Origin of the sequence: Edwardsiella sp. A.80236 (assembly GCF_044540725.1) — a bacterium.
Lineage (GTDB): Bacteria > Pseudomonadota > Gammaproteobacteria > Enterobacterales > Enterobacteriaceae > Edwardsiella > Edwardsiella tarda.
In genome coordinates this window covers 95331-118359 of sequence record NZ_JBIUCY010000003.1, presented here as the reverse complement: position 1 = coordinate 118359, position 23029 = coordinate 95331, and the positions used below count along the sequence as shown (strand labels likewise).

Genomic DNA, 23029 nt, shown 5'->3' with positions numbered 1-23029 from the left:
TTGCTATGATGTAAAAACTGACGATTACCGAAGTCCATCGCGGAGCGTGGTAAAAGTGGCGCCGATTGTACGGAGTGTGCGCCGAGGGCGCAATGGAAGACTATGCAATTTGAGTAAAAAATTATTCAAAAATAGCCGGTGATACGAGGTTTATCATGGGAAAACGGCCCCGTAGGGCCGTCAATAGCAGCAAGTGTGGTTTATTTAAACAGATCGGCGCTAACGGTCAGGTTACCGCCGCTCTGATTCTGCCACTGGCGCGTGATGTGGTAATACTTCGCCCCTTTGGCTGCCGCCCGTTTTGCCGTCTCTATCGACATGTCGGTCATGCTGTTAAAACGACCGCTGAAGGTGATGGAGTCGAAGGGAACCATCTGTGCGGCGGTGGCGTTATTCAGTTCCTGGATCTGCTTACCGTCGGGGAGCGTGACAGTGTAACGATTTGCGGTGGAGGATTGCGTCTGCCAGAATTGACCGACGCTATGGCTCATGCTGGAAGAGGTCGCGACGCCCGGGATCTCGACATTGGCGGCCGCGGCACCCCCGGCGGCGAGCGCCGCGCGCCCCGCGTCAGAGTCTGCGGGAATGGCGTTGGGGCTCTGTACCTGGCGCTTAGGCGCATCAGCCTTAAAGACATAGGCGGTGACGCTCTGATTCCCACCATTGTTGGTATCGATCTGACGGACAATATAGAAGGCAGCGGCATCTTTCTTCTTCGCAGCCCGGGCTATCGCGTCATTCACCTCCGGCTGGCTATTGAAGAAGCCATTGACCGTGACCGTATCGAAAGGCTGTAAGCGGACGGCTTCCTGCTTGGGGAGCTCCTTGACGCCGAAGAACGTCCGGTAGGTTTGCGCGTTATCGACACTCGGCGCATCTTTCTTATAGATATCGGCGACGACACGCCAGTTACCACCGCCGTTGCTGGCATTAGTATCCTGAATATAAAAATAGGCGGCGCCTAATTGATCGGCACGACGGGAGACGGCATCGGCCGCCTCACTCAGCATATTGAAGCGGCCGGTGATGGTGATACGCTCGAAAGGCTTTAGCTCCGCGGCTTTCTCGGGCGAGAGCTCCTGGGCCGCCTGGGCAGAGCATGCCGCCGCGGAGAGGAGGGCCGACGCAATGAGGGTGGTTTTCAGCTTCATATCAAAAAATCCTTTACGCCTTATTCAGTTATATTGGTTAGCGGCAGAAGCGCACACCGAGGCATCCCACTTTTGCCAAACCTTGCCGCGCTTAACAATGACGACACACAATAATGCGCTCGATTATTACATGTAATTGCCTGCCTTGCCTCAGGATTTTATACGATAAATGCTTTGGGGGCCTGTTCGCCTCGGCGTGCATCAAGCGAACTTGGCGGCAACACGATCGGCCTCCTCTAACATCCATTGATCCAGCCTCGCCACCCCGCCGATGCCCATTACACGCTTTAGTGTGTGTTTTTAGGCTGGAAACGGTGCAATAAATGTCCAGAAATCAGATGCTAGCCAGCATTACTATGACAAATAGGCAGATTTTATAATTTTACTGTCAAGCGTGATGAACAATAGTGGATCGGCGCATCTGTTTTCAGTAGTTTATAACAAGCTATTCAGCAATCTTCGCTAACAGCATACAAGGTCATCGCAGATTATGGATGACGCTCATCTTATTGACAGGTGAAAAGGGACGATTATGCGTATTGGTGTACCAAAAGAGCGGTTGGCCAATGAAGCCCGCGTAGCAGCGACGCCGAAGACGGTCGAACAACTGCTTAAACTGGGTTTCACGGTGGCTATCGAGAGCGGGGCCGGCAAGCTGGCCAGCTTTGAGGATGCAGCCTATCAACAGGCTGGCGCCGAAGTGGTTACGTTGGATGAGGTGTGGCAGAGTGATGTGATCCTCAAGGTCAATGCGCCGGAGGATGACGAGATTGCGCGCATGAAGGCCGGTGCGACGTTGATCAGCTTTATCTGGCCGGCGCAGAATCAGCCGTTGCTCGATAAGCTCGCACAGCGTCAGGTGACGGTGATGGCGATGGATTCGGTGCCGCGTATTTCGCGCGCTCAGTCGATGGATGCCCTGAGCTCAATGGCCAATATCGCCGGTTACCGAGCTATCGTGGAGGCGGCGCATGAGTTTGGCCGTTTCTTTACCGGGCAGATCACGGCAGCGGGTAAAGTCCCGCCGGCGAAAGTGATGGTGATTGGGGCCGGTGTTGCCGGGTTGGCCGCCATCGGTGCCGCCGGAAGCCTGGGGGCGATTGTGCGCGCCTTCGATACTCGTCCAGAAGTGAAGGAGCAGGTGCAGAGTATGGGCGCCGAGTTCCTCGAACTGGATTTCGAAGAGGAGGCGGGCAGTGGCGATGGCTATGCCAAGGTGATGTCTGAGGCTTTCATCAAGGCGGAGATGGCACTGTTCGCCGCCCAGGCACAAGAGGTCGATATCATCGTCACCACGGCGTTGATTCCGGGCAAGCCAGCACCGCGTTTGATCACCAAAGAGATGGTCGCCACCATGAAACCGGGGAGTGTCATCGTCGATCTGGCGGCACAGACCGGTGGTAACTGCGAGCTGACGCAGGCCGACCACGTCGTGACCACGGAGAATGGCGTTAAGATCATCGGTTATACCGATTTGCCTAGCCGCTTGCCTACACAGTCTTCCCAGCTGTATGCCACCAACCTGGTTAACTTGCTCAAGCTATTGTGTAAAGAGAAGGATGGGACGCTACACGTGGACTTCGAGGATGTCATCATCCGCGGGGTAACCGTGACGCAGGACGGGGAGATTACCTGGCCGGCACCAGCGATTAAGGTCTCCGCGCAACCACAGGCGGCGAAAGTCGAACCTGTCGCTGCCGTGGCCGCCAAACCGACCTCACCGTGGCGGAAGTATCTGCTGATCGCCTTGGCCATCGTGTTGTTTGGCTGGATGGCCAGCGTGGCGCCGAGTGAGTTTCTCTCCCACTTTACCGTCTTCGCGCTCTCCTGCGTGGTGGGGTACTACGTGGTGTGGAATGTGAGCCATGCGTTGCATACACCGCTGATGTCGGTCACGAATGCAATCTCTGGCATCATCGTGGTCGGTGCGCTGTTGCAGATTGGGCATGGCGGTTGGATCACCTTCTTTGCCTTTATTGCGGTGTTGATCGCCAGTATCAACATCTTCGGTGGTTTCACCGTCACCCAGCGCATGCTGAAAATGTTTCGCAAGAACTGAAGGAGGTAACAAATGTCTGGAGGATTAGTAACCGCAGCATACATTGTTGCCGCCATCCTGTTTATTTTTAGTCTGGCTGGCTTGTCCAAGCATGAGACATCGAAGCAGGGTAACACCTTCGGTATGGTCGGTATGGCCATCGCCCTGATCGCGACCATCTGTGGCCCTGACGCCGCAAACATCGGTTGGATCATCGTGGCGATGGTGATCGGGGGGGCTATCGGTATCTATCTGGCGCGCAAGGTTGAAATGACCGAGATGCCGGAGCTGGTTGCCGTGCTGCATAGCTTCGTCGGTTTGGCCGCCGTCCTGGTAGGTTACAATAGCTATATCGAGCATGAGCCGGGCAGTATGGCGCAGGTGCTGGAGAACATCCATCTGGTGGAGGTTTTCCTCGGTGTCTTCATCGGTGCCGTGACCTTTACCGGGTCGATCGTCGCGTTTGGTAAACTACGCGGTATCATTTCGTCCAAGCCGTTGATGCTGCCTCATCGCCACAAGTTGAATCTGGCGGCGTTGGTCGTCTCATTCCTGTTGCTATTGTGGTTTGTGAACACCGGATCTACCGGCGCGCAGGTCGTTGCCTTGTTGCTGATGACCGTGATCGCACTGGCCTTCGGCTGGCACTTGGTGGCCTCCATCGGCGGTGCCGACATGCCGGTCGTGGTGTCGATGTTGAACTCCTATTCGGGTTGGGCCGCGGCGGCCGCCGGCTTTATGCTGAGCAACGATCTGCTGATCGTCACCGGTGCGTTGGTCGGTTCTTCCGGTGCCATCCTCTCTTACATCATGTGTAAGGCGATGAATCGCTCCTTCATCAGCGTAATCGCCGGTGGTTTCGGGACCGATGGTTCGTCGACGGGCGATGAAGGTGAGATGGGCGAATACCGTGAGGCGAGCGCCGAAGAGGTGGCCGAGATGCTGAAGAACTCCTCGTCGGTCATCATCACCCCGGGCTATGGTATGGCCGTCGCTCAGGCTCAGTATCCGGTAGCCGAGATCACCCAGAAGCTGCGCGATCGTGGTGTGAAGGTGCGTTTCGGTATCCACCCGGTCGCGGGGCGACTGCCTGGCCATATGAACGTGCTGCTGGCCGAGGCCAAGGTGCCTTATGACGTGGTGCTGGAGATGGACGAGATTAACGATGATTTCGCCGATACGGATACGGTGCTGGTTATCGGTGCTAACGACACGGTCAACCCGGCGGCGATGGAGGATCCCCGTAGTCCGATCGCGGGGATGCCGGTATTGGAGGTGTGGAAGGCGCAAAACGTCATCGTGTTCAAGCGCTCAATGAATACCGGTTATGCCGGGGTTCAGAACCCGTTGTTCTTTAAAGAGAATACTCAGATGCTGTTCGGCGATGCCAAGGATAGCGTCGAGGCGATTCTACGCGCATTATAAGCGTGATGGGCGGCCCGGCATGATGCCGGGCCTGCTCGTGATATCCAGCGCCCAACCGGGCGCTTTTTTTATTTTATGCGCGCCGGACTGATTAATCGTCTGCGTCGTCATCGATCTGTGCAGTGCCAGCGAGTGGCGACTGGTAGCCGTCGGGTTTTATCGCTAGCAGATCACACGTGAGGTGATCGATCACATGTTCAGCGGTATTGCCAATAAACGCCGCCGAGATACCGGTACGCCCCAGGGTGCCGAGGACGACTACCCCGGCATTGAGACGCCGCGCCACGTCGGGGATCACCTCTTCAGGTAGACCATGTTCGACATGAGTGTGGCTTTCCGGGATGGCGAACTTCTGCCGGAGCGCCTTCATCGCGACCAGATGCTGGCCGCGAATGGCTTCGTTGTATACGCGTGGATCGAAGTCAGGTATCTCGATAGAGACATTGACCGGTGTGACGGGGTAGGCGGCGACCAGATGGATGTCGCTATGACCGACGCCTTTCGCCAGATCTAACGATTCGCGGATCAGTTTCACATTCAGCGGATCGTGATAGGGCTCTTCACTGGAGAGGTTCACCGCCACCAGCGCCGCGCCATTCTCCGGCCAGGGCTGATCCTTGACCATCCAGACAGGGCAAGGGCACTTGCGCAGCAGATGCCAGTCGGTCGGGGTGAAGATCACCGACTCAAGGCGATCATGTTGGTGGGTCATCTTCAGTAATAGGTCATGGCCGCCTTGGATCACCTCTTGGATGATGGCCTCATAGGGGCGGTTATGCCAGATGACCTTAATCTCGATGGCGACCCCCGCCTCCAGATAGTAGTGGCACTGCTCACGGATCCAGGCTGTCCGTTGCGTTATCACCCCTTGGCGCATGGTAATGCGCTCGCTCGGCGATAACAGCGTGGTCATTTCATAGGACAGATCATAGATGGGGAGAAATGCCAAAATCTGGCCGCCGTTACGCTGCACCAGGTATACCGCGCGGCGGAGCGCCGGTTGGTCATCCTGGTTCGGATCGATAGCCACCAGTATTTTCTGATAGTCGGCCATATACCTTCTCCTTACTTCACCGTGATAGCCATATTTATACGATAAACTCATAGCTCACCATACAATAGAATAGGTAAGGAAAATGCTACTGGGCGACAAATTGCAAAATATAATCGTGAAGCAGGGCGAGGGGGCTGCGCCGATAAAAAAAACGGCGCATGCGCCGTTTCTTGTTAACCGCTTATCACGATTTACTCACAGGGAGTGCGTGGGTTACCCGCTAATTGGGCTAAAGCATCAATATCCTGAATTGTAATGTATTTACCTTTCACGCTCAGAATATCGCTTTTCTGGAAACGGCCAAGCAGGCGACTGATGGTCTCGACGGTGAGGCCAAGATAATTACCGATATCGCCGCGTGTCATGGTCAACCGGAACTCACGTGGCGAGAAGCCGCGCTGGGCAAAGCGACGGGAGAGGTTATAGATGAAGGCGGCCAGACGCTCTTCGGCGTTCTTCTTCGACAACAGTAAGATCATATCCTGATCGCCTTTAATCTCACCGCTCATCAGGCGCATCATCTGCTGACGTAGGCTAGGCATCTTGCCAGACAGATCATCCAGCGTCTCGAAGGGGATCTCGCACACCATCGAGGTTTCCAATGCCTGGGCGAAGCTGGGATGCATCTGTGCCCCGATGGCGTCGAACCCCACGAGGTCGCCCGCGAGGTGGAATGCGGTGATCTGCTCGTCGCCCTGTTCGGTGATGGTATAGCTCTTAATGGTTCCGGAACGGATCGCATACAGCGATTTCAGCTCATCCCCCGCCTTAAACAGCGCCTGGCCCTTTTGAATCGGCTTTTTCCGCTCAATGATGTTATCAAGCTGGTCCAGCTCATGCTCATTAAGCGTAAACGGGATACACAGCTGGCTGATGCTGCAATCCTGACAGTGGATCGCACAACCACCAGACTGGATTCGACGAATGACACGTTTTTCCGGAATCATAGGTGTTGCCTAAATAATATTGATATCGGTCAATTTTAACATCTTTTATGTGGGATAATAAACCCTATTGTTGATCCAGATGGTGAGATGCGAATTAAGGCACAATTCGTGTATAAGCTGTGATGCATCGCACATTATTGATTAGTGACATTGTCACTGGAATATGATTAGCGACATTAATTATGTTAGGGCTATGATTTTTCCTGTTGATGTGATGTTATTTCAGGCTAATGATAAGGGGTAAAAATAAGCGTTAGGGTAGAGTAGATGCGGCTTAGCCGTGAGGCAACGATCAGCGCGGAAATTAAAAGTTACAGCTTAGCCCCGAATAAAATCATACAAAATCACGCAAACCGTGAATACGGTATAAAAAGGTAATTTAATTATGATAACACGTCGGGTCGATGAGCGAATAGTCGCCGACTTCGCGTACCGCTGAGGCCACCAGGCATCAATGGCGAGAAATTCGTGTGGCCAGCCTTGTAACTCCCCCTGACGCGACTACAATAGCGCCGTTTTACACACTAACCACGGTAACTGCATGCGCCAACCCACGAACAAGCTTGAACTCCTCAGTCCCGCCCGCGAGGCGGCCATCGGCCGCGAGGCCATCCTGCACGGCGCCGACGCGGTTTACATCGGCGGGCCGAGCTTTGGCGCGCGCCATAATGCCGGCAACTCGCTGAGCGACATCGCCGGATTGACCAGCTTCGCTCACCGCTATGGGGCGAAAGTCTTCGTCACCTTGAATACCATCCTGCATGACAACGAGCTGGAGCCGGCTCGGCGACTGATCCACCAACTCTATGATGCTGGTGTCGATGCGCTGATCGTGCAGGATATGGGGATCCTACAGATGGATATCCCGCCGATCGATCTCCACGCCAGTACCCAGTGTGACATTCGCACCGTCGAGAAGGCCCGCTTTCTCTCCCAGGTGGGGTTCTCCCAGATCGTGCTGGCGCGTGAATTAAGCCTGACGCAGATCGCCGATATCCGTGACAATATCGATGCCAACATCGAGTTCTTTATTCATGGTGCGCTATGTGTGGCTTACTCGGGCCAGTGCTATATCTCTCATGCCCAGACTGGGCGCAGCGCTAACCGTGGCGATTGTTCTCAGGCTTGTCGTCTGCCCTATACCCTGAAGGATGAACAGGGGCGGGTCGTTGCCTATGAGAAACATCTGCTGTCGCTTAAGGACAATGATCAGAGCCATAACTTGGCGGCGCTGATCGAGGCTGGCGTACGCTCCTTCAAGATCGAGGGGCGTTATAAGGATATGAGCTATGTGAAGAATATCACGGCATATTATCGCCAGCAGTTAGATGCCCTCCTGGAGCAGCGTCCTGAGTTGAGTCGTGCCTCACTGGGACGGACCCACCATTTCTTCACCCCATCACCCGATAAGACCTTCCACCGCGGCAATACCGACTACTTCGTGCGTGAGCGGCAGATCGACATCGGTGCCTTCGACTCGCCGAAGTTTATCGGTGTGCCAATCGGTGAACTCACGGCCGTTGCGGCAACGCACCTGGATGTTGCCGTGAACGTCGAATTGCATAATGGTGATGGCTTAAACGTATTGGTTAAACGGGAGATCGTCGGCCTACGCGCGAATACGGTAGAGGCGCGCGGCGCAGGGCGTTACCGTGTCTGGCCTAACGAGATGCCGGCTGAGTTGGCGAAGCTGCGCCTGCCGCATCCCCTGAACCGTAACCTGGATCATGATTGGCAACAGGCGCTCCTGAAAACCTCCAGCGAACGTCGGCTAGCGCTCGATCTGCATCTGAGTGGGACGGCGCAGCAGTTGCAACTTACGGTCACCAGCGAGGATGGCGTCAGCGCGACGCAGTCATTGGCTGGGCCATTCGAACCCGCACGCCAGGCGGAGCGGGCGGAGCAGGGGTTACGCGATGGTTTAAGTAAGCTTGGACAAACCTTGTACCAGGCACGTACGGTTACGATCGATCTCGCGCAGCCCTATTTTGTTCCGAATAGCCAACTGAACCAGCTGCGTCGTGAGGCGATTGAGCGGCTGGATGCGTTGCGTGCGGGCCAAGATAATCGTCCACGACGCAAACCCGCGCTGATGCCGCCGGTGTTGTATCCGCAGACACACCTGACTTATCTGGACAACGTCTATAACCACCTGGCGCGCGAGTTTTACCAGCAGCACGGGGTGACGTTGATCGAGGCTGCCTATGAGGCGCATGCCGAGAAGGGCGAGGTACCGGTGATGATCACCAAGCACTGCCTGCGCTTCGCCTTTAATCTCTGCCCGAAACAGGCACGCGGTATCCAGGGGGTGAAGGGGCGCGCCTCACCGATGCAATTGGTGCATCAAGATGAGGTCCTAACCCTGAAATTCGATTGCAAGCAGTGTGAAATGCAGGTCATTGGGAAGATCAAACCTCATGTCCTCAAGATGGCGCTACCGGGGAGTATCGTGGCGAGCATTACACCGGATGATCTGCTGAAAACTTTACCGAATAGAAGAAAATAACGCGCTTACGCCCATCCATCTCAACTCCTCAGCCATGGCGGGAGGTTCTCTCCCGCCAAAAACCTGATCTAGCTTATATTTCTGACTTCTCATCTGGCAGTGCCTACCATCGATATTCTCGCAATCACCTGTTTTAAAAAGGTAAATTTTATTTACCTATTTTGAGATTATCATCAACATACATTTCGCGTAAGTCGTGGCCGACAGGGCGTTATATATTCAGGTATAGAATATCCATACAATTAACGTGGAGAAGTCATTATGTCACTTCGTTTGTCTGAGGCCGATGCTGATGCGGCACTGGCGCGCCTACGCCGTCACTACCGAGTCTATGCGCCGGTGGCGGAGTACCGCGGCGGACGTTTTTCCGATACCGATAATATCGTTTACCAAGAGGTAAGCCGCTGGCGAGATATCGTCTGGCAGGAAAAATCCCATATGGCTCCCAGTACGGTGATCTCCCCGATCACCGAGACGTTGTTCCACTTCGATCATGATGTCATCCAAATTGCCGAGGTTGACCGTCGTCCGCGTTTGATCTTAGCTCGCGCCTGTGACATTAACGCGATGAGTCGCCTCGACTATATGTATCTAAAGAATGGGAATAATGCCGACTATAGCTATGCCTTGATCCGCGATAGCATCAAGTTTGTCTTGATGGAGTGCGCGAGCAGCTTCGAAAACTGTTTCTGTGTCTCGATGGGGACGAACCGTACCGATAACTACAGTGCCGCGTTACGTTTCGATGAGCAGGGGGTGAATGTCGAAATCACCGATCCTGCGTTGCAAGAGGCCTTTGCTGACTTGGGGCAGGCATGCGATTACCATGCCGGCTTCGTCAGCGAGAACCCAGAGAAGGTCGTCACTCCCGACCAGGTCTGTGACGACCCGAAACGGGTACGTCAGATCCTACAGGACAGTCCATTGTGGAATGACTATCAACACCGTTGCATCGGCTGTGGCCGCTGCACCACCGGTTGCCCAACCTGTACCTGCTATAGCATCTTCGATGTCGCCTATGCCGAGAATCCACAGCGCGGTGAGCGCCGTCGCCAATGGGCCAGTTGCATGGTCGAGGGATTTACCGATATGGCCGGTGGCCATCACTTCCGTAATAAGGTCAGCGAGCGACTCCGCTTCCGCGCGCTACATAAGGTGAATGACTATCGCGCCAGAGCCAAAGAGGGCGAGCATATGTGTGTCGGCTGTGGCCGCTGCGATGATCGTTGCCCTCAGTACATTAAATTCTCAAATATTATTAACAAGATGAGTGCTGAGGTCGCCCGCGTACTGCAGGAGGAGCAGAAATAATGTGTAACGGTAACTGTGAGAAACGTCATCAAGTCCTGCTGCCGGCGGCCTATCCGATCCTGGATATTGAGAAACACACCGATCTGGAGTGGAACTTCCGTGTCGCCTGTGATTTCCCGGTACATTATGGCCAATTTGTCGAGGTGTCATTGCCACGTGTCGGTGAGGCACCGATTTCAGTCTCTGACTACGGCGATGGTTGGGTCGATCTGCTGATCCGTCGGGTTGGGACGGTGACCGATGCGCTATTCGCCTTGCAGGTTGGCGATCGGGTGTGGCTGCGTGGCGCCTATGGCAATGGTTACGATCTGACAAAGTTCCATGGTAAACGCCTGGTGGTGGTAGCCGGGGGAACCGGTGTCGCGCCGGTAAAAGGACTACTGCGCCATTTTTGTGAGCATCCCGATCAGGTGAAAAGCCTGGATATGATCCTCGGTTACAAGAATCCGCAGAGTGTGCTGTATAAGCGTGAGCTGGATTTCTGGCGGGGTCAGCACAATCTCTGCCTAACCTTGGATGAGGGTGAGCCGGTCGCCGAGTACTACCACTTAGGGCGAGTGACCGACCATCTGCCATACCTCGATTTTAGTGCGCCGGAAGAGGTCCAAGCCATCGTGGTTGGGCCACCGGTGATGATCCGTGCGACGGTGGCGTTGTTACAGGACAACGGCCTGCGCGATGAGCAAATCTGGGTCGACTATGAGCGGCGCATGGCTTGCTCGGTCGGGAAGTGCGGCCATTGCCGCATGGGGGATGTCTATATCTGTGTGGATGGGCCGGTATTTAACTATGCCGACGCGCGCACCATGGTCGATTAAAGGAGCCAACAATGAGTATCGATGTCGATATCTACCGCGCCCGAGCGCTAAATGAATACCGCTTCTCTAAGGTTCGCTCCGAAGCCATGGTCAGCGTGCGGATACCCGGCGGTATCCTGCCAGCGCGCCTGTTGAGCGTCGCCCAACAGATCGCCGAGCAGTACGGTAATGGTCTGATCCATCTGACGACCCGCCAGAAGTTAGCGATGCCAGGGATCCGTTATGAGGATATGGATAAGGTCAACGCCGCGCTAGAACCCTTCATCCGCGAGATAGAAATTGAGACTTGCGGCATCGAGGTGGAGGATCCGAAAGCGGGCTACCAGGCCATCGGCGGACGTAATATCGTCGCTTGCCAGGGTAACCGTATCTGCCAGAAGGCAAACACGGATACCACCGGCATGGCGCAGCGTCTGGAGAAACTGGTCTACCCGAGTCGCTATCACTTGAAGGTGGTGTTGGCGGGTTGCCCCAACGACTGCGCCAAGGCCACTATGGCCGACTTGGGTGTCTTGGGGATTGCGCGCATTAAGTTTACGCCTGAGCGTTGTATCGGCTGTGGCGCCTGTGTGCGTGCCTGTAAGCATCATGCCGTCGACTGCCTGTCATTACATAATGGTAAGGCCAGCAAACAGGAGAGCCTATGCATCGGTTGTGGCGAGTGTGTGTTGGCTTGTCCAACGCTGGCTTGGCAACGGCAACCCGATCAACTGTATCAGGTGCGTCTGGGGGGGCGTACCAGTAAGAAGACGCCACGCGTCGGTAAAGTGTTCCTCAACTGGGTCACCGAGGATGTAATTCAGGCGGTCATTCGCAACATTTTTGAGTTCGAACGTGAGATGTTAGACGGTACTCCGGTTTACCTACACATGGGGCACCTGATCGATCGCGCTGGTTACAATAACTTTAAACAGCGAGTGTTGCGTGGGGTGACGTTAAATCCTGGTGCCCAGGTCGCCGAACGCATGCATTGGCACGAAGATACCTATGTCGGCAATGTGCATCTGAAGTCGGTATAACCTTGTCCCATTGTCATTCTGTGGAGGCCCGTTGCGTACGGGCCTTTTGGTTTTCATAACCTGTAAAACTGGTTGTATATATTATTATTAATCGTTTTTATTAATTATTAATTTGTTTTACTCTAGACACAGTTGATAATTAATGAGGGTAATGTGATGAAAGACGTCGTCGATAAATGCAGTAATAAAGGGTGTGCAATCGATATTGGCTCCGTGCTGGATAACGACAATTGCACGACTGTCATCACCCAAGCCTATGCGACACGCGATGAAGCGGAAAAACAGCTGGCGCGCTTAACCAGTAAGGCTCAAGGTGTCGCTCAGGCCGAGTATCCCTGTGTGATTACCCATCAGATTAATGAAAAAGAAGGAGAGTTCGTTTTAGATGCTCACTTTACTTTTTCTTGTCAGGCAGAAACCGTTATTTTTGAGCTTTCATTGCGCCACGCTTAAGTAGTAGGGGATAATGTCATGGTTAGAGACAAGTTTATTTTAAAAAGTTTTTCAACCATTAAAGTATGGATCGCTAGTCATGTCCATTTGGGAATTAAGAGTGCCGATGTAGTCGCTATTTCTGGTTATTCCCGCTCTTATTTTCTACGTGAGTTTGAATTAGCGACAGGCATGACATTAGCCAACTACATCCGTCAGGAGCGACTTAAACGTTCGTTACAGCAGTTGGAAGAGACGGATATGCGTATTAAGGAGATTAGCCATTCACTTGGTTATCCCAGCCAGAGTACCTTCTGCCAGATATTTAAGAATCAATATCGTGTTTCTCCTTCTGAGTATCGTCTACTGTGCCGTCGAACCGCGCGTCTGGCCAGTTAGTCTCTCCTGTCAGCGTGGTTGCGCCACGCTGACTTGTTTATCTTGGCAATGATACTCCCCGCCGACACACACTAAGTAACACATTGAAACCATTCTCTGGGGATCAACCACTCAAGTTTATGCCCGTAGCGCCGTTAGTTATAAGACAACATTATTAAGATTTATCTTACTGACTACACAGGCAGGTTTCTCATGTTCGATTCTATTCGGGCACGTATTCTCGCCACGACGGGTATCATTGTTGTGGTATCCCTTTGCGTTAATACATTAATTAATTATCGGATTGCTAATGATGCCAATAACGAGGCGATACAACATACACTCAGCTCATTGACCGCGAGCCATACTGCGACAGTTCAGCAATGGGTAGAGAACCAACGTGCATTAATCGCTTCCTTGACACCCCATGTGAGTGACAGCGATCCGCGACCACTCTTAAAGCAGATCGCCAATGCCGGCGGATTTATCAGTGTCGATATTGGTTATGCCAATAAGGTCGAACTCTCCTCTGATCCCAGCAGTGTCCCTGCCGGATTCGATCCCACGACCCGCGCCTGGTTTAATAATGCGCGTAAGGCGGGGAGGCCGATCGTGACGGCCCCCTATATGGATGCGAATACCCATACTTTAGTCGTGACCTTTGCCGCGCCCGGACAGGCAAAAGCCGGTGCGGTCGACGGTGTCGTGGAGGGGGATGTCCACATGGATAAGGTCATCGCCAACGTGCGTTCGATCCATCCGACACCGAAAAGTTTCGGCATGCTGCTTAATGACGATGGTACCATTATTGCTCATCCCGATGAGCAATTGACGCTGACGCCACTGTCCGAGATCGCGCCGCATCTCAGTCTGAGCCAGTTATTGACCACGAGCCAGCCGGTAGACGCGACGCTTTCTGGCCGTGATATGTTACTGCTGGCGATGCCCGTTGCCGGAACGCATTGGTTTACGGTGGTCGCGATGGATAAAGCTGAAGCGACAGCGGGTATGCGTTCCTTATTACTCGCTTCGATGATCGCCTTATTGGTGTTAATCGTCATTTCGACGCTGGTTATCGGCTGGGTTACCACTCGTGCTTTACGCCCGCTATATCATATCCGTCTGGCGATGGAAAATATTGGTGCTGGGAATAATGCCGATCTGAGTAAGCGGCTGACGATAGAAGGGAACGATGAGGTATCGCAGATCGCACGAGCCTTCAATCAGTTTGTCGATAAACTGGCCGGTGTGATGACATCCATCCATAGCACCAGCGAATCGGTACGCATCGCCGCGCGGGAGATCGCGGCCGGTAACGAGGATCTCTCAAGTCGCACCGAGTCCGCAGCCGCCAGTCTGCAACAAACTTCCGCAGCGTTGGAACAGATCTCCGCAACGGTAGCGCAATCGGCGGCCTCGGCACAGCAGGCCAATGAAGCCGTCGGTTCCGCCGCTCAAGTTGCCGAACGGGGTGGGGCGATGATCAGCCAAGTCATTTCAACCATGTCTTCGATTGAGGTGGCCTCGGCCAAAATTGGCGATATTACCGGAGTGATCGATGGTATTGCTTTCCAGACTAATATTCTGGCGTTGAATGCGGCAGTCGAGGCGGCACGCGCCGGCGAGCAGGGGCGCGGTTTCGCCGTGGTAGCTGGGGAGGTCAGAACCTTGGCGCAACGTAGTGCCCAGGCAGCTAAAGAGATTAAAGTGTTGATCGACTCGACCGTTAGCAGTGTCGCTTCGGGCTCGCATCAAGTTCGCCAAAGTGGTGAAACCATGACCGAGATCGTGAATAGCGTCGGTATGGTTAGCGCCATTATGGGAGAGATCACGAATGCGGCACAAGAGCAGAATCGTGGTATCAGTGAGATCAACCGTGCGGTGATCCAGTTAGATACCATGGTGCAGCAGAATGCCGCTTTAGTTGAACAATCGACGGCCGCGTCTTCCGCCTTACAAGGGCAGGCGGGTGAGTTGGCCGATGCGGTAGGTCAGTTCCAGATGTAATGTCCCCAACTGCGGAGCACAGTATCCTACCATTCTGTTCTCCGCAGTTTACACAATATATTCATATTATTTATATAATCCCACTACTCCTGCTATTCCTTCCTAATTCCCCTTGACGAATAGTCGCTATACTTACTACCAGCGCCATAATTATTCGGTGCCAATTTACCGTTGCTAGGCAAGATCATGCAATCTATTACGGGAGAGCACGATGAAATTGAAATATTCTCTATGGGCTGTGTTAGCTTGCGCCCCATTCGTATTAGGCGGTTGCGCCTCTGTCCCCGCAAGTATTCAGGGGAATAATAGCCCAATTTTACAGAAAAACTTCAGCCAGATACGCATGGCACCTAACCTGTATAACGGTCAGCAGGTCCGTTTGGGCGGGCAAGTTATCAATGTGATCAATCAGCCTAAACAGACGTTACTCGAAATTGCCATATTACCGCTCAATAGCGCGGCTAGGCCGGAGTTAGGTCAAGGATATCAAGGGCGTGTCATCGCCCGTAGCGATCATTTTCTCGATCCGGTCAATTATCGTCATCACTTAGTCACGGTATTGGGTACACTGAGTGGTAGTGAGCAAGGTAAGGTTGGTGCGACGCCTTATACCTTTGTTACCCTAAATATCAAGGGGATACAAGTATGGCGAGTCGATGAAACCTTGCCGCCGGTTGCAGAGTGGGATTATGGTATCGGCCCGAACTGGCCGTCAACCTGGCAAAACAATATGGATCCCGGCTGGGGATGGTATCCGGCGCTGCAACCTGAGGCCGTCGCCAACCGCTGATTGGATAAATAGACAACAAGTTGTATTAAATAGCCGCCAATATTGTGAGTTTGACGGCTTTTTTTTGCACAAAACAGGCTGCGCTAGGTAAAATCTCGCGGGTAATCCATCGCATAAAATCTCAGATTTCACCTAGCGTTACCGATGGAGCAGGGGGATAAACGGTATCCGTATCGGCCTCGCGATACCAAACTGGTCGGAAAGGTGTAGCCGCGGGATTATAAGACGTTATTTGGCCATTTCACTATGGCGAGGCAGGATGTTTCATGCTGCCGATAGCGTTAGTTGAAGTGAAGGCCGGACAACAAGATCGATGCCGATAGCGAGCAACCGTCAGGTAAAACAGATCAGCGGATCGATACCGGCGATAACATGTGCGCATGCAGTATAGGAGAAGTAGGAAGAATGAGTTGGCGTTGGTGTGTAACACGCTTATCATCGCGGGCCATAGCTAAGGAAGTCCGAGTCGACATTGAACTTGAACTAATGTGGTACGCGTATGGCATAACGTTACTCAACCACAATCGGCTAAAGGTAAGGCACCATAGATCGTGTATAACCCGATGCTTATGGGCTAGGCCAACCATGCTGGCCATCACCAAACTGATCGCATGGCTATCATATGCCTGGATATCGCTGCAGTCCTGTAGTGATACCCGATCTCCTTATCGGCTATTGGTGCTGGCATCGACTGCGACTGGTTGAGCCGTTTCTCTTATCCTCACATCCACCCACGCTCAAGTTCGCATAATGTATATTATGTTAAATTGATGCTGGCCATTAGGAACCCTGGCCGCTTCTCTACTCTGGGGCCAGATTCTCTATCTGGCGGCACCATATATTGGTAATGTTAACCGTACTTTCCCCCACCCTTGCTCCAAGAGAGGATGCTCATACTATGCATTACTCGTCGAGAATACAGCGCGAACCCGTGCTCTAGCGGGATCGCGACTAGTGGATATCATCTCGGTGATTGTCTAATACGGTTAGTGCGTGAGTCGATTAGAACATCGACACCGCCCAACACCATGTGTAGAGATCGTCTTTATGCATCAATGCGATGGTCACCGCCGCTGGAAATAAAGCCGCAGGTAAAGATGGCCTCTGACAATCTGGCGATCGCCGCTTTCTTTGCACTATCACGGATCGCTTTCACTCATGACTTTTTCTCGCTGTTCCGTGGCCAAATTTTAGCAATAGCGAGGCAGAAAATTACCTGGCGATAAGCGGACTAAAGTAGCGTCGCAGCTGCTGTTTCCCCTACTCTATTATTGGTAACGCTAGGTGAAATCTGAGATTTTATGCGAGGGATTACCCGCGAGATTTCACCTAACACACGCAAATGTGCGTAAAAAGCAGACTGCTTGCGGGCGGTATTGATGCTAGTTTGAGCGATACTTGAGGGATTAGGTCTCTGGATAGCCTATTCCCGGTATTGATTTCCTAGTTGAGCGAGGCTGATTAGCGATTCCTACTCACCAAGAGCGTCAGGATCAACCAACCCTCGGACGTCTTTTATCGTGATTTAACGGTTTACCGACAGTACCATCTTGTTCGAGAAGCATGCACCGATCGGTGATGAGGATCATCAGTAAGTTGGACCAAAGTTAAGACGTTAAGATGCAGGATATAAAGGCATCACCACCGCTCAATCGACGACGTTAGCAGATGACTCACTGAGCTATGCTCTTTTCGGTAGCGTTCGGTGCCGCGTTAAGCGGCACCCTGACCAAGCCAAAAGTGACAACGTCACTTATCTATTTCCACTCACCCCTCTTGCCTGCATAAAGAGGCAGCAAAAGCACGGTGCGCCATCGATGGTTAGGCGCCGGAAAATAGGTACTTGCTATTCACGTCCTGTGCCAACTGGGTGAACAGTTGATTAGTTAATTCCTGTGTAACCGTTAATGCCTCGGCGCATGCCTGAGCACAGAATTGTTGTATCAAGAGACGTGCCTTGAGGCTATCTGATCGGTAGATGGATAAATATTCTCGCTCCATCTCCTGGCGTAATACTTCAAAGTGAATCTCTAATTGCTGGTAGCGCTGCTGCACCTGCGGCGCATAGCGTGTATAGTTTTGCATCGCCAAGGTTTGTAATTTACGGAACTGCCACTGAGCTGAAATATCCTCAGCCGTACCATCGGTGACGGTGCGGTACGCTAAAGGAAAATCATCGATGGCTTGGGGATAGCAAGGGATATAGACGGAGAGACTGGGCATGCCGTAGGAGATATACTCGACGTCGGCCAACTCGGCCGGTAACCCGCTACGTGATTGTAAAATATGCGATTGCTGGGTACGGAATAGTGAGATTGGCCGCCAAGTATAGTCTGGTGTTTCCGCATAGGGTTGCCGGCCTAAATTCTGATAACTATTTCTCAACCCCTGCTTCACCGCCTCCACATCCAAGGGCGCTTGTGGCTGCTCGAATACCGCAAAGTCATGGGGGCGTTGCAGGTCGCGTGCCGTATCGGGAGTATATAATTGCTGTAAGGCGAACACACGCGGATAGTTGTAGTAATGATCGTGCGGGTCATCGTGGCGGGTATAGACTCGCTCAAAGTCGAAGGCACCATCGCGCTCGGCATCGTAGAAACCCTGTTGTTGAGCAAAGGTGATCAGCGTCGCTGAAGCCATATAGTTTTCCTGATCATCGGGATCATAGGCACGTAACCTCCCCTGATTACCGGTGACAAAATAGCGACTCTCCGGCAGACGGGTCGCTAGCCACTGATGGGCACTACCCGTCTCCAGATACCAGATCTCATCGCGGTCAATAAAGGCCACGCCGAATCCTTCACCGGCACCATAGGTTTCGATCAGTTCTCCCAGACGCGCGGCACCTTCTCGCGCCGAAGTGACGTACGGTAGGACGACGTCGGTGATGCTATCTTCGGTGATACCGCTGGTCGGTAGATAGGGATCGCAAGCCAATATCTGTGGGTTGGCAAAGATAGTCTCGGTGGCCGTCATCCCGACACCAGACTGATTAAACCCTGCTGCTCCCCACGTCATTTGCTCGGCGCTTTTACCGATCTTACCATTCGCGAAGACGCTATAGGCCTGCGCTAGCGCCGGTAACGGGCAGCGAAATGCATTCTCGTTAGCCTGGAAGTGTGACTGCTGCTGAGTTCGGGCCGGATGTTTAAGTAATACTTTGGAGAGTAGCGGATCGTGGTCCTCTGTACGCGCGATAATGCGTGAGCCATCGCGTGTCGCCGCACTACCAATCAGGATTGTGGTGCAGGAGTCAGGACGCGCTTCTGTTGATGAGCGCATATCCTTAGGTGTATGGGGAGTGACATTCATTATGATGCTCCATCACAGAATAAGAAAAGCATAGGTTCAGAGGATGTGAACCTTTTCGTCACCTTTCAGCATACGCCATCGCTAAATAGTCTGCAGCCGCATCTGATAATTATTGCATGCGTTATCGTTACTTAGGTAGTGGCTGCGGAGGTTATGACTATTATTCATACATCAAACAGTTATTTTGTGTTACCGAATTCAAGATGATACGGCTAAATTTGAATAGTAGGGCCAATAGGAGAAACGATTATGTATAGCAATATAATGATACTACTTGACCTGAAAACGGCATCACAGGCGGATGAGCAGTTATTGGACAAGGGGGGGGCGTTGGCGACGAGCCTGCATGCCCAGGTTCATCCAGTTCACGTGGTGCTGGATATCGAGCCGGGCGAAAATGGCAACCAATCTTTGTATTTCAAACAGTTAGAGGAGCAGGCAAATCACTTGCAACAGTCACGCGGCGCCGCGTGTCCAGAGATCGCCATTATTATCAGTAACGACTTTTCCTCCTCTTTACAGGATTTTATTCAGCAGAAAAAGATCGATTTGATAATTCTCGGCCATCATAACAGTGCTTTCGCCCAGAAATTTGTTTCTTTCCTCTCCGTTGCCAAAAACACTATCGACACGATTAACATTGATACGTTGATCGTGCCGTTAAGCGGTAACTAACGCTATCGCAGGCTAATAGACCCGGCACGTTTAGCGCCGGGTGCTATTCTTAGGTTATCGATCCAGAACCGATGAATAGCCTGCCATGAAGCCATCGCGTACCATTCCCTTTTATCTGCATATCGCCTCACTATTTATCGGGTTACTGGTAGTCTTTTCTGCACTGATCTTGTGGTACCAATATCATGCCAGCACCCGTCTATTATTGAGTACGACCGATAATCACTATCGAAATGTGGCGCTTGAAACGGCTAATGAAATGGAGCAAGCCTACCATAGCGGTGCCCTATTAGTTGAGCTATTGGCGAATCAGCGGATTAATCGTGCGGATGACACGTTGACGCAGCGCCTGACGCATCTCACTTTTTATATCACGGCGTTACGCAATAGTCCGAAGTTAACCGCGCTATACACTGGCTACGATAACGGCAGTTTCTTTCTGGTGCGCCGCTATACTCCTTCGGCTGAAATCATTCGTCAGTTTGATCCGCCACCAGATACGGCCTGGATCGTACAGAGTCAAAGCGCTAATTCGGCGGGTAAGATGTCTGGCGATTATCTGTTCTATAACGCGGATCTTATGCTCTTGCAGCAACGCAGCGTCGAAGCTTATCGCTTTGATCCTCGTCTGCGTAATTGGTATCAACTGGCGCAGCAGGCTGGCAAGCTTTCGAGTACCTCGCCTTATCGTTTTGCGAGCGGCGGGCTTTTGGGGATCACGGTTGCCACACGCATGATGTATGCCCCGGGCGTGGTCGGTAGCGATATTCAGATCGACGGGCTGGAGCGTTTGCTACAAGCGGCTCGTGTCACACCCAATAGCCACCTGGCATTATTGAATGCACAGGGGCAACTTCTGGCCAGTGATGTCGATCTGCCTACGATGGATATGACGTATGATGTTGCCCCGCCCCGGCTAGCTCAGATGCAGCACTCCCCGTTAGCACCACTGATCTCGCTCGATGATAAACCCGCGTTACAAATGATACCGCTACACCAGGCTGATGGCCGAGCGTGGCAAGGGATGGTTGTGAAGTTTAGCATACCCGGTGGTGAGGTATTGCGCCTGCTGATGGCCTCACCCGACAATGAGTTGATGGCTAATGTCAAAGAGGATGTCGGCCGTATTTTGCGCATCTCGATCTTGATCCTGCTATTGGGATTGGTTGGTGCACTCTGGTTGGCGCATAGAGCCTCTAAACCATTGAATCTTTTGCTTGAGGAGGTAGGTAAGATCGAAGCGTTTCGTTTTGATGAGCCTGTTACCATCAAGAGTAATATCATCGAGATCCATCGTCTGGCCAAGGCATTCGCTCAGATGAAGGACAGTATTAATCACTTTATGACGATTTCTCAGGCGCTGGTCGCTGAGCGTCATCAACAGACGCTCTTGGCGCGAATATTGGCGGAGATGACCCAACAAACTCATGCCTGTGGTGGGTTAATCCTATTAGAGGAGACGGGAACGCTATATCCGGTGCAGTCCCGTTGGCAGGCAACGACGTCGAGCATTGAGACGCCGCAGCGTACCTGGGTTTCTGCAACAGGAATGGTGCGATTACAGCAGGCTCTCCAGCAGAATATCCATCACCAGCTTATCACCCCGGTGGAGTTCGCCGCCGCCTTTCCGGCGTTTCCCCCGGTCATCGCTCCCCTCACTTTGTTGGTCCTGCCGTTGAGCAATGCGGAACAGGAACGCCTTGGTCTATTGTTACTGTTCATCGATCCGCAGCAATTCCCCGTGTCACCCCGTATGCTTGCTTTCGCTCAAGCCTTAGCGGGGAGTGCCGCTGTCGCGTTGAATACTCAGCACTTGTTGAATGAGCAAAAGCGCTTACTTGAGGATTTTATTCGCATGATCGCCGGTGCTATCGATGCGAAGAGTCCACATACGGGCGAGCACTGCCAACGCGTCCCGATTTTGGCAAAAATGTTAGCCCAGGCAGCTTGTGAACAACAGCGCGGGCCATTCGCCAACTTTTCCCTGAATGAGGATGAATGGGAGGCATTGCGCATTGCCGCTTGGTTACATGACTGCGGCAAGATAACCACGCCGGATTATGTGATGGAGAAGGCAACGAAATTAGAGACACTCCATGATCGTATTCATGAGATCCGTCTGCGTTTCGAACTGTTAAAGCGAGATGCCGATCTCGCCTATTGGCAGGGGGCGGCCACTGGCGGTGATGTGGTAGCATTAGCTCAGGTACGCGACGAATTAAAGGCGAAGCTCGATGAGGAGTTTACTTTTATTGCCCACTGCAATCTCGGTGATACAACGCTTAAGCCTGATGATATCGCCCGTATACAGCGTATTGCGCAACGGACCTGGACTCGTACCCTCTCCGATCGGATCGGTATTTCTCATGAGGAGATGCAGCGGAAACAAAAAACACCGGAGATGCCGCTTCCGGTTGTCGAGCCCCTCTTAGCCGATCGCCCGGAACATATATTACCTCACACCTCATCAGCGAATGGTGCTACGAAGCGGGCTGCGTCGCATGGCTTTAATATGACGATGTCTGAACATCAGTATCACCGTGGCGAGTTACATAACTTAACGATATGCCAAGGAACGTTGAATAACGAAGAGCGTTTTAAGATCAACGAGCACATCATTCAAACCATCTTAATGTTGGAACAGCTCACCTTCCCTCGCCATCTCCGTCAGGTTCCTGAGATCGCCGGGAGTCATCATGAGCATATTGATGGCTCTGGCTACCCGCGGGGTTTGACTCAGGCGCAAATGTCTTTGCCCGCGCGTATCATGGTGATCGCCGATATTTTCGAGGCGCTCACCGCCAGCGATCGACCCTATAAACCGGCAAAGACGCTATCACAGACGCTTGCCATTATGAGTGATATGGTTCGACGGCAGCATATCGATGCCGATCTCTTTCGTCTATTCGTACAGAGCGGCACTTACCTGGAGTATGCACGTCATTATCTGCAACCCGAGCAGATTGATCGGGTCGATATCACCCACCTACTGCGTCAGTTGGCTGATATCTCAGCGGTGGCCCACTAAAAGGATGGCGCTCCGTAGACTAGAGCGCCTATCGTTAAGCACTATACTATTTCTTACAGGCGTGTTCGCAACGTGCATTGCGTAATAATATATAGGTGCGGCTTGTAATAATACCCAGTCATTTCGGTGTCAATAGAA

Annotated in this window: 16 protein-coding genes; 12 read left to right on the top strand and 4 right to left on the bottom strand. The window is 52.7% G+C overall.

Going from position 1 to position 23029, the window contains the following annotated elements; translation table 11 throughout:
- Positions 1-200: 200 nt before the first annotated feature.
- Positions 201-1151 carry a DUF1471 family protein YdgH gene (gene ydgH, locus ACEQFP_RS04440; RefSeq protein WP_370547512.1) on the bottom strand — a complete coding sequence of 317 codons (951 nt, stop codon included), beginning with the start codon at positions 1149-1151 and terminating at the stop codon, positions 201-203.
- A 532-nt stretch (positions 1152-1683) separates the two neighbouring features.
- Here ydgH and pntA point away from each other — a divergent pair.
- Together pntA and pntB are read left to right on the top strand one after the other, a co-directional pair.
- A complete protein-coding gene (gene pntA / locus ACEQFP_RS04435) occupies positions 1684-3210 on the top strand; it encodes a Re/Si-specific NAD(P)(+) transhydrogenase subunit alpha (protein ID WP_370547511.1) in 1527 nt (508 codons plus the stop codon).
- 12 nt (positions 3211-3222) lie between these two features.
- On the top strand, positions 3223-4614 hold the full coding sequence (gene pntB, locus ACEQFP_RS04430; protein WP_005285952.1) for a Re/Si-specific NAD(P)(+) transhydrogenase subunit beta: 1392 nt from the start codon (positions 3223-3225) through the stop codon (positions 4612-4614).
- A gap of 91 nt (positions 4615-4705) precedes the next feature.
- Here pntB and uspE read toward each other — a convergent pair whose 3' ends face one another.
- Positions 4706-5668: a universal stress protein UspE gene (gene uspE, locus ACEQFP_RS04425; protein ID WP_005293721.1), complete on the bottom strand. Its 963-nt coding sequence runs from the start codon at positions 5666-5668 to the stop codon at positions 4706-4708.
- 191 nt (positions 5669-5859) lie between these two features.
- Complete coding sequence (locus tag ACEQFP_RS04420) at positions 5860-6615, bottom strand: FNR family transcription factor (protein WP_005285956.1); 756 nt, start codon at positions 6613-6615, stop codon at positions 5860-5862.
- 541 nt (positions 6616-7156) lie between these two features.
- On the opposite strand from ACEQFP_RS04420, the gene ACEQFP_RS04415 reads away from it, so the two are divergent.
- The 8 genes from ACEQFP_RS04415 to ACEQFP_RS04380 all read left to right on the top strand — a co-directional run bounded on the left by ACEQFP_RS04415 (position 7157) and on the right by ACEQFP_RS04380 (position 15876).
- On the top strand, positions 7157-9121 hold the full coding sequence (locus ACEQFP_RS04415; protein WP_035598873.1) for a U32 family peptidase: 1965 nt from the start codon (positions 7157-7159) through the stop codon (positions 9119-9121).
- A gap of 261 nt (positions 9122-9382) precedes the next feature.
- Positions 9383-10432, top strand: coding sequence for an anaerobic sulfite reductase subunit AsrA (gene asrA, locus ACEQFP_RS04410; protein ID WP_035606969.1), 1050 nt, complete (start codon positions 9383-9385; stop codon positions 10430-10432).
- A complete protein-coding gene (gene asrB / locus ACEQFP_RS04405) occupies positions 10432-11250 on the top strand; it encodes an anaerobic sulfite reductase subunit AsrB (protein WP_035598879.1) in 819 nt (272 codons plus the stop codon). Before asrA ends, asrB begins: the two co-directional genes overlap by 1 nt.
- An 11-nt stretch (positions 11251-11261) precedes the next feature.
- The gene (asrC, locus tag ACEQFP_RS04400; protein WP_005285964.1) at positions 11262-12269 is read left to right on the top strand and encodes a sulfite reductase subunit C; all 1008 of its coding nucleotides are present in this window, start codon (positions 11262-11264) and stop codon (positions 12267-12269) included.
- Between the two features lie 156 nt (positions 12270-12425).
- The gene (locus ACEQFP_RS04395) at positions 12426-12722 is read left to right on the top strand and encodes a DUF406 domain-containing protein (RefSeq protein WP_005285966.1); all 297 of its coding nucleotides are present in this window, start codon (positions 12426-12428) and stop codon (positions 12720-12722) included.
- 18 nt (positions 12723-12740) lie between these two features.
- Positions 12741-13100 carry a helix-turn-helix transcriptional regulator gene (locus ACEQFP_RS04390; protein ID WP_005293727.1) on the top strand — a complete coding sequence of 120 codons (360 nt, stop codon included), beginning with the start codon at positions 12741-12743 and terminating at the stop codon, positions 13098-13100.
- Positions 13101-13292: 192 nt separating this feature from the next.
- Entirely contained in the window at positions 13293-15086 is a 1794-nt protein-coding gene (locus tag ACEQFP_RS04385) for a methyl-accepting chemotaxis protein (RefSeq protein WP_109610136.1), read from the top strand.
- Positions 15087-15297: 211 nt separating this feature from the next.
- Positions 15298-15876 carry a Slp family lipoprotein gene (locus ACEQFP_RS04380; protein WP_035598889.1) on the top strand — a complete coding sequence of 193 codons (579 nt, stop codon included), beginning with the start codon at positions 15298-15300 and terminating at the stop codon, positions 15874-15876.
- Positions 15877-17697: 1821 nt separating this feature from the next.
- Here ACEQFP_RS04380 and ACEQFP_RS04375 read toward each other — a convergent pair.
- Positions 17698-19158: a C69 family dipeptidase gene (locus ACEQFP_RS04375; protein ID WP_035598895.1), complete on the bottom strand. Its 1461-nt coding sequence runs from the start codon at positions 19156-19158 to the stop codon at positions 17698-17700.
- A 279-nt stretch (positions 19159-19437) separates the two neighbouring features.
- On the opposite strand from ACEQFP_RS04375, the gene ACEQFP_RS04370 reads away from it, so the two are divergent.
- Positions 19438-19863, top strand: coding sequence for a universal stress protein (locus ACEQFP_RS04370; RefSeq protein WP_370547510.1), 426 nt, complete (start codon positions 19438-19440; stop codon positions 19861-19863).
- Positions 19864-19948: 85 nt separating this feature from the next.
- The gene (locus ACEQFP_RS04365) at positions 19949-22891 is read left to right on the top strand and encodes an HD domain-containing phosphohydrolase (protein WP_109579076.1); all 2943 of its coding nucleotides are present in this window, start codon (positions 19949-19951) and stop codon (positions 22889-22891) included.
- Positions 22892-23029 lie beyond the last annotated feature (138 nt).